10 protein-coding genes are annotated in these 10,784 nt (G+C 33.7%); 1 reads left to right on the top strand and 9 read right to left on the bottom strand.

Annotation, left to right across the window (positions count from 1 at the left end; all coding sequences use genetic code 11):
• Positions 1-41: 41 nt before the first annotated feature.
• The 8 genes from B3J44_RS12680 to B3J44_RS12645 form a co-directional block, all read right to left on the bottom strand.
• Positions 42-1,175 carry a beta-ketoacyl-ACP synthase III gene (locus B3J44_RS12680; RefSeq protein WP_263523799.1) on the bottom strand — a complete coding sequence of 378 codons (1,134 nt, stop codon included), beginning with the start codon at positions 1,173-1,175 and terminating at the stop codon, positions 42-44.
• 17 nt (positions 1,176-1,192) lie between these two features.
• The gene (locus B3J44_RS12675; protein WP_286968739.1) at positions 1,193-2,095 is read right to left on the bottom strand and encodes a dialkylrecorsinol condensing enzyme DarA; all 903 of its coding nucleotides are present in this window, start codon (positions 2,093-2,095) and stop codon (positions 1,193-1,195) included.
• A 137-nt stretch (positions 2,096-2,232) separates the two neighbouring features.
• A complete protein-coding gene (locus B3J44_RS12670; protein WP_286968738.1) occupies positions 2,233-3,132 on the bottom strand; it encodes a lipid A biosynthesis acyltransferase in 900 nt (299 codons plus the stop codon).
• The gene (locus tag B3J44_RS12665; protein WP_008465907.1) at positions 3,133-3,387 is read right to left on the bottom strand and encodes an acyl carrier protein; all 255 of its coding nucleotides are present in this window, start codon (positions 3,385-3,387) and stop codon (positions 3,133-3,135) included.
• On the bottom strand, positions 3,380-4,615 hold the full coding sequence (locus tag B3J44_RS12660) for a beta-ketoacyl-[acyl-carrier-protein] synthase family protein (protein ID WP_286968737.1): 1,236 nt from the start codon (positions 4,613-4,615) through the stop codon (positions 3,380-3,382). The genes B3J44_RS12665 and B3J44_RS12660 overlap by 8 nt, the downstream gene beginning before the upstream one ends.
• A gap of 190 nt (positions 4,616-4,805) precedes the next feature.
• Positions 4,806-5,537 (bottom strand): 3-oxoacyl-ACP reductase FabG, encoded by a 732-nt coding sequence (fabG, locus tag B3J44_RS12655; protein WP_286968736.1) that lies wholly within the window; start codon positions 5,535-5,537, stop codon positions 4,806-4,808.
• Between the two features lie 94 nt (positions 5,538-5,631).
• Entirely contained in the window at positions 5,632-6,858 is a 1,227-nt protein-coding gene (locus B3J44_RS12650) for a WG repeat-containing protein (RefSeq protein WP_286968735.1), read from the bottom strand.
• Positions 6,859-6,898: 40 nt separating this feature from the next.
• Positions 6,899-8,419, bottom strand: a complete 1,521-nt coding sequence (locus B3J44_RS12645) for an HAL/PAL/TAL family ammonia-lyase (protein WP_286968734.1) — start codon at positions 8,417-8,419, stop codon at positions 6,899-6,901.
• A 101-nt stretch (positions 8,420-8,520) separates the two neighbouring features.
• Here B3J44_RS12645 and B3J44_RS12640 point away from each other — a divergent pair, with 101 nt between their 5' ends.
• Complete coding sequence (locus B3J44_RS12640; protein WP_286968733.1) at positions 8,521-9,771, top strand: NAD(P)/FAD-dependent oxidoreductase; 1,251 nt, start codon at positions 8,521-8,523, stop codon at positions 9,769-9,771.
• A 215-nt stretch (positions 9,772-9,986) separates the two neighbouring features.
• Here B3J44_RS12640 and B3J44_RS12635 read toward each other — a convergent pair whose 3' ends face one another.
• Positions 9,987-10,592 (bottom strand): hypothetical protein, encoded by a 606-nt coding sequence (locus B3J44_RS12635; RefSeq protein WP_286968732.1) that lies wholly within the window; start codon positions 10,590-10,592, stop codon positions 9,987-9,989.
• Positions 10,593-10,784: the final 192 nt, after the last annotated feature.

Raw genomic sequence — 10,784 nt, 5'->3', positions numbered from 1 at the left:
ATTTTCGACCATTTCTTTTTCTAGAAGTGCCATTGTTTCCATTAGCAAACTGTTAAATACGCATACGCGAAAGAAAATCTTCCGCTTTCTGGAACAGATAATAAAATTTTATCTCCTTTTTTCAAATTCCCTGAATTCAATAATTCTTCAAGAGCTAGGTAAATAGAAGCAGAACCTACATTTCCAACTCGAGAAAGATTCATGAACCATTTGTCATCGCTCATTCCGATACCTTTTTCTGTCAATCCTTTTTTTAGTCCTTCAACAAAAAAGTTTGAAGAAACGTGAGGAATGAAATATGTAATATCTTCCGATTTAATATTGTTTTTATCCATGGCATCTTTCATGCTTTCTGCACCTTTTGACAGGATAAATTCGTCTAATAATTTAACGTCTTGTTTTATAGAAAAAACAGATTCGTTTAGCCATTGTTCTGGAGAATAATCGCTCCAGCCTTTAATTTCTCCGTTTTCCAATTTATCACCTCCCGCATACATGCAAGTTTCCAATTCGTACGCATACGAAAAAGCCTCCATCCATTCGATTTTTAGCGAAATTGGTCCTCTTGGTTTATTTTCTAATAAAAAAGCTCCAGCACCATCAGACAACATCCAACGAAGGAAATCTTTTTTGAACGCAATAATTGGCTGTTCTTCAAGGCTTTTTAAATTATCAGCCTCGTGATTGTATTTTTGAGCATTCAGCCAGGTCGAAACTTTTTCAGATCCTGTGCAGATTGCATTTTTTGAATTTCCAGATTTTATAGAAAGAAAACCAAATTTAAGAGAGTTCATTCCGGCGCAGCAAACTCCTGTTGAAGAGTTTAATTCTACGGATTTATTTTTTAGCAGACCATGAACCATCGCGGCATGCGAAGGCAGAAAAATGTCGGGAGTTGAGGTCCCGCATGAAAGTACTTCTACATCTTGAGGCGTAAAATTTTCGTCGAATAACGGTAAAATGGCATTTTTAGTTAATTCGGCATTACTGTGAGTGCTTTTTCCTTCTTTGTCAACAGCGTAATATCGGCTTGTAATTTTATTATTGCGCAAAATAATGCGTCTTGCTTTAGAAGCAGTATCATTGATAAGGCCTAAATAGGCTTCCATTTCGTCATTTGAAACGGCTTCGTTTGGCAAATATTTTGCAGCTTTTGTAATATATACTTCAAACATAATTTAAATTTCGTCTTCTAAACTCCCTGATAATATTGAGTTTCCTTTTTTATAGATTTTAACTTAAGCGGATAGGTAATAAGGTGCAATATATACACTATTGGTGAGATTAACCATATCGCAAGGAATAAATAAACATTAAATACTTTAAGCAGCTGTTTTCGGTTTTTTTGATTTTTATAAATGATATTTGACCATTTATTAAAAATTTTGTTGGCCGTTTTGTCAACCGTTACCAAATACGAACTTATTTTTACAGCGCCAGCATCAACCAATTTTGGCTGTAATTGCGCTAAATTATTTTGCTGTAAAGAATCAAGCATGATTTCTCCAAACTGACTTGATTCTTCAATATCTTTTTCTGAAACTCCAGGAAGCGGAAAAATACCTAAATATTTTTTCTTAACCCCAGAGAACATCCATTCTACAATAGTTATAACGCTGATTAGATTTCCAACGCGGTCTACCAAAGCTACATTTCCAACCAATTTGCCATTTGCTTTTCGCAGCAACACTTTGATTTTTTCCTGTGCCATAATCCACATGTTTCTAGAACCGCTGATCGTAATAACAGGTGTATTGTTCAAAATTTTCTTGGCATCGTCACTTTTCAAAAATGAATTAATCGGAATAGAAGGCGATAAATACCAAACCTGATAATGAAATAATATTAAGTCAAACTTTGTGTTTAAAATTTCTTCAGGAACAGGTTTTAATGCTGTTGGAATCTGTAAAAACGATTCGGGAAATGCATCAAAAAACGATTCTTTATTCCAAGGAAATGGAAACGGTTTTTCTAATTGTATTTCGTGAAATGTAAGGTTTATTTCTTCTGAATTTAGGAATGGTTTTGCAATATTTTTTGCAATAGATTCCAGTTGTCCAGATTGCGTGTAATAAATTACGAGAACATTTTTCATTTAGGTTTTTTGGCTTTGGTGGTCAGCAAAAATAAGTAAATTTATTTAAACGAATTTTCTTATTCCTGCGAATGGCCTAGAATTCCTAAATTTTTGATTTATTCAAAAAAAATGAAGTTAAAAGAGTTTGTTCGGTGTTATTTTGGCAATGAATTTTTGTTTTCTAACTGATTCCAAAAATCAAAATAATTGAACCATTGTAACGGATATCGATGCAGAATACTTTCTACGCTTTTTACATATTCTTTCAAAAGCGCTTTTTCGTCACGGTGTTTTACTTCGGCTTCTCTTGCATACAAATGATAATGAAGGTTTGGTTCTTTCATTACGTAAACAAAAACTACTGGAACTTTTAATCTTGAAGCAATTAAAAACGGACCCGCGGGAAAATTGGCTTCTTTGCCTAAAAGGTTTTCAGAAAGCGATTTGGTTCCTTCAAAATAACGATCACCTGTAAAGCAGATTAATTCATTATTGGCCAAAGCCGCATTGATCTCAAAAATATGAGAGAGATCTTCTTTGATGATGATAAATTTTACGGTTGGTTTTTGAGAAACACTTTCCAGATAATTCTTAATAGCAGAATGTTCTAAATCTGTCGTAACAAGATTGATTTGGAAATTAAGATCAATATCTCCTAAAAAATGTTCTGCAATTTCAAAATTACCAACATGAGCGCTAATTAAAACACCACCTTTTTTCTCGGCAAGTAATTTTTTTAGTGTTTCTATTCCATCAAATTCATAGGTAAATTTGTTTCGCATTCCTGCCGAAATAGAAACTTTATCAATAATGGTCTGTCCAAAAGTGTAATAGCTTTTGAAAACCATTTTTTTGGATTTGAAATAGGAGTATTGAAGTCTTTCTTTAAAATAATAGAAAATAGCTTTGTTGCTTTTTCTTAGAAATAAAAAATAATAAGAAGCAACAAAATAAAGTAAGACATAAGCAGCTTTTACACCCGCTTTTTGAATTAAAAAAACGAATATTTTATAACCTAAAACAGTTCCTTTGGATTTACCATCCCATTGACTCATTTAAGCTGATTTGGCTTTTATTTTAGTTTCGATTAAGTCATAAAAACTTTGAAAATCAGAAATTCCAACAAAATCTGCTTCAACTAGTTTTACACCAAAGTTTGCCTCTATTGAAACGACTAAGTCAACATAATCCAGACTGTCTAACCCAAGTGTATCTTTTAAATTAGCATTTGGTTCAATGTCATCATTATCAACTTCAAATTCATCAACTAAAAAACCATTAATTTTTGCTATAATCTCTTCTTTATTCATTGTTCAATTTAAACTTTTTAACCACCAACGCAGAGTTGGTTCCTCCGAAACCGAAAGAATTGGACAAAAATATGTCAAATTTTTTGTTTAACGTAGTTTTAACTAAATTTAATTTTGACGCATCTTCATCTGGGTTTTCCAAATTGATGTTTGGCGCGATAAAATCGTGTTGCATCATGAGGATAGAATAAATGATTTCGCTTGCTCCCGCCATCCAGCATTCGTGGCCTGTCATTGATTTTGTAGAACTAACAGGAGGATTTTTTTCTCCAAAAACTTCAAAAATAGCTTTGGCTTCGTTGGCATCTCCAACAGGTGTTGAGGTTGCATGAGCATTTATATATTCAATATCTGAAGCTTCTAATTTTGCATCGTCAAGAGCGCGTTTCATTGCTGTTGCTGGTCCTTCAACGTTTGGAGTAGAAATATGCCCGCCGTTTGAAGAAAATCCGTAACCGCCAATTTCTGCAATAATATTGGCACCGCGAGCAACCGCAGATTCGTAACTTTCTAGAATTAAAGTTGCGCCACCGCCACTCGGAATTAATCCGTCACGACCAATATCAAAAGGTCTTGAAGCTTTTGTTGGATCGCCTTCTCTGTTAGAAAAAACACCTAATCCATCAAAACTGCTCATGGCATATTTATTAATTTCCTGAGCGCCACCAGTAATCACAATATCTTGGAAGCCACTTTTAATTAAAAAATAAGCCAAACCAATAGAGTGAGAACCGCTGGCACAAGCCGCACTAACCGTAAGATTGATGCCGCGAAGTTTAAAAATTGTAGAAAGGTTCATCGTAACCGTAGAATTCATCGATTTAAAAATAGCACCAGAACCAATAAGAGCGGTGTCTTTTTTCTCGCGTACAATATCTGTCGCGTCAATGATAGCTTTAGAAACGCTGTCGTTTCCGTACATAATGCCTACTTCGTGTTCGTCAAAAAAGGCATCATCGATGTTAGCATTTTTAAGTGCTTCTATAGTTGCCATATAAGCATACTCGGTTTCTTCACCGATGCTCATACGTTGTCTGCGCGTCAATAAATTTTTAAGATCGGCTTTCGGAACCATTCCTGTTAAGGCCGACTGGAAACCAAATTCTTTTCTTTCAGAATCAAACTGAATACCAGATTTTCCTTCATATAACGAATTTTTTACTTCGTCTAAAGAAGTTCCGATACAAGAATAAATTCCCATTCCAGTAATTACAACTCGTCTATTCATCGTCTTTCAAAAGTAATTTTTTATCCTTAAAGTGTAATTTTTTAATCTTGCCGCAAAGGCACTAAGGCACTAAGTTTTTTTTTAAGTCTTTCTGCTTAAACTTTGCGACTTAGCTCCCGATAGCCATCGGAATTGCAAGCAATTTTCTATGTTTAAAATTTTTTAAATAATCTCGCAAACATAGTATTCTTTAAGAATATATTCCGCCATTTATGTTGATAATTTCTCCTGTAATATAGCTTGCTTTTTTAGAAATCAAAAAGCTTACCAAATCTGCTACTTCTTCGGCTTCGCCAAAACGGTTAACCGGAATTAGCTTTAATAATTCTTTTTCGTCCAGTTGACTTGTCATATCGGTTCTAATGAAACCTGGAGCTACAGCATTTACAGTAATATTTCGTTTTGCAACTTCTTGAGCCAAAGCTTTGGTTGCTGCCACAATTGCACCTTTTGAAGCCGAATAATTGGTTTGTCCTGCAGTTCCTTTTACTCCAGAAACCGAAACCATATTTACGATTCGGCCGTATTTATTGCGTAACATTTTCTGAATAAAAAACTGTGTAACATTAAAGAAACCATTTACGCTTGTATTCATAACGCCGTTCCAGTCTTCTGGTGTCATCCACATAAAAAGACCGTCTTTTGTGATTCCGGCATTATTTACAATTGCTTCAACTAATTTTTCAGGATTTGCTTCCTGCCAAGCAGTTAAAACATTTTGTACGTTTTCAAAATTAGAAACATCAAAACCTAAGATTTCGCCTGTTGCGCCTAATTTTTGTACTTCTTGTAATGTTTCTTCAGCAGCTGTTTTATTCGAATGATAATTAATTAGAATATGATAATCGGATTCTACGGCTAGTTTTTTACAAATCGCACTTCCAATTCCTCTCGAACCGCCTGTTACTAATACACATTTCATTGATGTAGGGTTTATTTTTATTCGTCATCAATGAAACCACTTTTATAAAAGCGATTTCATTTATGCAAATTTCTAATTTATTTGGAGATAAATATTATTTCTTTTTTTTCGGTGCTGGTTTTACAGCTGGTTTTTTTGCAGTTGGCGCTTTGGTTTCCTCTTTTGGTTTTTCGGCAGGAGCTGCAGCTGGTTGAGGTTTTTCTGCACTTTTAGAAAACAGTTCAGCATTTTCAAACCATTGATTGGCCAAAACTGTTCCGTCTGGTTTAAGAAATCCCCATTTTCCTTCGTTTTTTACTCGGGCAACGCCACCAATAAATCCTTTATCTTGTTGCGTAAACATCGCAATAATGGCATTTGTTGTGATACCGTATTGAGTTGGAATTACCAGTTTTCCAGATTCATTTATGAATCCCCAGTTACTTTCTTTTACTGGAGCTAATCCGTTTGTACTAAAAACTTCGGCATCATTGTAAGTTGGTTCAATTACAAATTTTCCTTCTGGATTAATGAATCCCCATTTTTTTCCAACCAAAACTGGAGCTAAATTTTTTGAAAACGCTTTTCCTTTATCATAAATAGGAAGAATTGCCCAGTTTCCTTTTAAATCGATGTAACCGATTTTTCCGTTTTTCTTGGCAAATGTCAAATCCTGAGTTTCAAAATCCCAGATTTTTTCAGCTCCGTCAACTGGAACAAATTTTCCGCCGCTTACAAGACCGAAAGTTTTGTCTTTTCTTGCCCAAGTTGTTCCTTTAAAATAATTTCCAACTTCGGCATAAACTGGTTCAACCAATTCTTTTCCGTTAGTATCAATAATTCCCCAGTTTTTGTTTAATTCAACTCTCGCGTAACCATTTTCAAAAGGTTTGATCTGATCGTATTTTGGTTCTAAAACAACAGTCATTTTGTTGTTGATTAAACCCACTTTATTGTTTTGTCTAAAGAAAGCAACGCCGTCATTAAAATCAAATACTTTGTCAGTAGTTGGTCCTTTTTGAATTTCTCCCTTTGTATTAATGTAAACCCAGTCTTTGTCTTTTTGTACAACTGCAATTCCGCTATTAAAATCTTTAGCATCTTTAAAATCGGCTGGAATTACCCAGCTTCCTTTTGAGTCGATAAATCCCCATTTTCCGCCATTTTCTACAGCAGCTAAACCTTCAGAGAAACTTCTCGCAGATTTGAATTGAGGTTCAATTTTAAAAGATCCGTCTTTAGACAGATATCCAATTTTAGAATTTTTCTTAACTAATGCTAATTCTTGACTATTAACAAATTGAATGCAACTTAGCAATAAAAAAACAAGTGACTTTTTCATGATTTTAAGATTCAATATTAATACTGTAAAATAAAGATTTTTAACTGTTTATCAAATAATCTTTTACTTTTTGAACAAAAGGATACATAACTTGGTCTTCCTTAAATTCTGGAATTATATTTCTGATATCGTCGTACCATTTTTTTGTTGTAGACGAAATTTGATCTTTTTGCTTCAAATAATCGATTGCCTGAACAATTGTGATTAATTCGATTGCTAAAACTTCAAAAGAGTTTTCAATTACTTTTGATGTAATTACCGCAGCATTGGTTCCCATACTTACAATGTCTTGATTGTCATTGTTGTTTGGAATACTGTGTACGTACATTGGATTTGATAACATTTGGTTTTCGGCAGTTGTTGAAGTCGCAACGAACTGAACGCCTTGCATTCCGAAATTAAATCCTAACGTTCCTAAGTTTACAAATGGAGGAAGAATTTCGTTGATTTTTGAATTCAATAAATAATTCAATTGACGTTCTGCCAGCATCGTTAATTTCGTAATAACGATTTTCAGTTTATCCATTTCTAGCGAAATATAATCTCCGTGGAAATTTCCGCCGTGGTAAACGTGTTTGTTTTTTACGTCGATAATTGGATTGTCGTTTGCCGAGTTAAATTCATCTTCCAGAATAGAAGCAACATTATTAATCGTTTCTAAAACGGGTCCTAAAATTTGAGGAACACAACGTAATGAATAATATTCCTGAACTTTTTCTTTGAAGATTTCTTCGGTGTTTTCACCAGAATATAAATGGTCTTCTCTTTTACGAATCAAAGTACTGTCAGAAAGATTTTGTCTCATTCTTTCCGCAACTTCCTGCTGTCCTTTATGGCGTTTTGTTTGATTTAATTCTGCAGAAAAATGATCATCGTAAGCTTGAACCAATTCGTTAATCGCACAAGAAGCTTTTAACGACCAGTCTAATAATTTTTTAGCATAATGAACATTTACAACTCCAATTCCTGTCATTACAGAAGTTCCGTTGATTAATGCCAAACCTTCTCTAATTTCTACTTGAATCGGTTTTAAACCTTCAATTTCAAAAACTTCTGCCGTTGGGCGTCTGTCTCCTTTATAAAAAACTTCACCTTCGCCAATTAAGACCAAAGCTAAATGTGATAATTGTACTAAGTCACCGCTGGCACCAACACCACCGTGCTCAAAAATTAAAGGCGTAATATTTCGATTGATTAATTCTGCCATTAAATGAATTACAGAAGAATGAACTCCCGAATTTCCTAAAGAAAGTGTATTTAATCGAGCTAAAATTGCTGCTTTTGCGCACTCTGCATTTAAAGGTTTTCCTGTTCCAGAAGAGTGGCTTCTAATTAAATTATATTGCAATTGAATTTGATCTGACTCTTTAATTCTATATTGAGCCATTGGACCAAACCCTGTATTTACACCATATATTACTTTATTTCCTGAGAATTCTTTTAAGAAATTAAAACTTTCGTTTACTCGATTTAAAACCACATCGCTAATAGCAACTTTGCTTTTTCCGAATATTATGGCTTCAAATTCTGCTAAACTTAAATATTCATTTATTGTATTCATCAAATCAATTTTGGTTGTGCTAATTTAATTTTATTTATCAAAATAAATGTAGTTATTTTGATGATGGCAAATGTAGGTTAATTAATGATAATAATTCTAATATGACAAAGGAGTTTGTTGATGTTTTAGTGATTGGTGCAGGACCATCTGGATGTGTTTCGGCATCTTATCTTTATAAAAACAATGTAAAGGTTAAAGTTGTAGAAAAAACAAAGTTTCCGAGACTTGTAGTTGGCGAAAGCCTTATTCCGCGTGTAATGGATCATTTTGCTGAAGCAGAATTGTTTGAAGCTCTAGATGCAATGAACTTTGAAAAGAAATTAGGAGCTCGTTTTATCAGAGGAGAAGAAATCTGCAATTTTGATTTCAGCATAAAATTTGGCGAAGGCTGGGATTGGACTTGGCAAGTTCCAAGAGCTGATTTTGATAATACAATGGCTCAAGAAGTCATAAGAAAAGGAATTGATTTAGAATTTGAAACTGAAGTTTTGGAAGTTTCTTTTGAAGGAAAAAATTCAAAAACTATCGTAAAAGACAAAGACGGAAACCTAAAAGAAATTCACGCTAAATTTATCATCGACTCTAGTGGATACGGACGCGTTTTGCCGAGACTTTTAGATCTGGATACGCCTTCAAAACTAGATCCGCATTCTTCGATTTTTACACATGTTAAAGATATTAATAGAGAAGAAGGTGTAGAAGGAACTCAAATTTCTTTTGATATTTTAGAGACTGAAGTTTGGTTATGGGTGATTCCGTTTTCTAACGGAAATACAAGTTTAGGCGTTGTTGGTCCGACAGATTTTATCAATTCTCTTTCTGAAAATAAAGACAATGCAGAGGCTTTGAGAAACGCCATTCAGAAATCGGATTATTATATTAAAAGATTTGCTGGAACAGAATTTTTATTCGAGCCAGTTAAATTAGAAAACTACTCAAGAGCGGTAAAAAGAATGTACGGCGATGGTTTTGCCTTAACAGGAAATAGTTCTGAATTCTTAGATCCGGTTTTCTCGTCAGGTGTAGCTTTTGCAACCGAATCTGGAATGTTGGCAGCAAAATTATATTTAAAAGAATCAAAAGGAATTCCTGTTGATTGGGAAGTGGAATTCACGCAATACATGAAACGCGGAATTGCTGTTTTTACGACTTATGTTCAAGAATGGTACACAGGAAATCTTCAGACGCTGTTTTTCCATCAGCCAGAAAATCCAGAAGTAAAAGAAAAAATATGTGCCGTTTTAGCAGGTTATGTTTGGAACGAAGAAAATTCGTTTGTCAAAAAACACGATCACGTAATTGCAAATATGGCGTATTTATTAAATATGCAAAAAGAACAAAGCCCTGAATAATCAGGGCTTTTTTTATTTAGAAAAGGATTCATTCCGTTAGGAATGTCTCATCGGTAGAAAAAAAATTGAATTACGATAATACGTTCCATAGGAACGTTTGATTATGATTTGTGTATATCATTTCCGTAAATCAGATGTCCCTACAGGACATAATGCAAAAACGACAATATTTTTTTTCTACCGATGAGATATTCCTAACGGAATATTATTTCCTTTTATTTATATGCTTTTTTTGCAATAAGTTTAGACATTGTTTTTGCCGTTTTTGCAAATCCTTCGCCAATTCGAGTTTCATTATTAAAATTGCTTCCCCATTGATCTCCAGGAGCCTCTTCACTGTTAATTTCTAACAAGACATTTGATTTGTTAGCCGTTTCAACAAACTTTAAATTGGTTGTTACTTTTGCTGGCTGTTTCATGATTCCAGCATCCCAACCTGGATAAATCCAAACTGCCTGTACAATTAAAGTATAAGGAGTATTTAATCCTTCCTGAAAGTTTAATTCTTTCTTTTCCTTAGTCAAAACAACGTTTGCAATTTCTAAGAATTTTGGGGTCCATATTTGATCTTTTGCCACGATCCATCTTTTTTCCCAAAGATTTCCATTTCCTTTTGCCTTTTCATCTAAATCTGCTTTGTGCTCTTTTACGTATTGTGCTTCAGACTTTTTCTCCTTCATCATAGTAAAATTACTATAATCAAATACGGTATTGATTTCTTTTTGATCTTTTAAAAAGTCAAAATTGCCTTGAACAATATTAATGTCCTGAGCAAACATCGCTCCTGAAATAAAGAAGCATGCAATAATTAGTTTTTTCATTTTTTTTGGTTAATTGATTAGTTTTTTTGTGGGCTAAAATAATTAAAAGGATTTAAATTGCAAGCATTAAAAAAGTAATCTTTTTCTTGGATATTGTTTAAAAAAAAGACTGCCACAATTGACAGTCTTTTAAAAATTTATTGAATGTTAATGTTACAATCCAAATATCTTATCCATTAAAATCCATTTTTG

It is taken from the genome of Flavobacterium sp. UBA4854 (assembly GCF_002399805.1).
Classification (GTDB): Bacteria; Bacteroidota; Bacteroidia; order Flavobacteriales; family Flavobacteriaceae; genus Flavobacterium; species Flavobacterium ginsengisoli.
Note: the sequence above shows the minus strand (reverse complement) of the source record. Positions and strands in the feature narration are given on the sequence as shown.

Excerpts from the sequence above, each read along its gene's own strand:
- B3J44_RS12680 (WP_263523799.1), bottom strand. The coding sequence starts at position 1,175 with ATGTTTGAAGTATATATTACAAAAGCTGCAAAATATTTGCCAAACGAA.
- B3J44_RS12675 (WP_286968739.1), bottom strand. The coding sequence starts at position 2,095 with ATGAAAAATGTTCTCGTAATTTATTACACGCAATCTGGACAACTGGAA.
- B3J44_RS12670 (WP_286968738.1), bottom strand. The coding sequence starts at position 3,132 with ATGAGTCAATGGGATGGTAAATCCAAAGGAACTGTTTTAGGTTATAAA.
- B3J44_RS12665 (WP_008465907.1), bottom strand. The coding sequence starts at position 3,387 with ATGAATAAAGAAGAGATTATAGCAAAAATTAATGGTTTTTTAGTTGAT.
- B3J44_RS12660 (WP_286968737.1), bottom strand. The coding sequence starts at position 4,615 with ATGAATAGACGAGTTGTAATTACTGGAATGGGAATTTATTCTTGTATC.
- fabG (WP_286968736.1), bottom strand. The coding sequence starts at position 5,537 with ATGAAATGTGTATTAGTAACAGGCGGTTCGAGAGGAATTGGAAGTGCG.
- B3J44_RS12650 (WP_286968735.1), bottom strand. The coding sequence starts at position 6,858 with ATGAAAAAGTCACTTGTTTTTTTATTGCTAAGTTGCATTCAATTTGTT.
- B3J44_RS12645 (WP_286968734.1), bottom strand. The coding sequence starts at position 8,419 with ATGAATACAATAAATGAATATTTAAGTTTAGCAGAATTTGAAGCCATA.
- B3J44_RS12640 (WP_286968733.1), top strand. The coding sequence starts at position 8,521 with ATGACAAAGGAGTTTGTTGATGTTTTAGTGATTGGTGCAGGACCATCT.
- B3J44_RS12635 (WP_286968732.1), bottom strand. The coding sequence starts at position 10,592 with ATGAAAAAACTAATTATTGCATGCTTCTTTATTTCAGGAGCGATGTTT.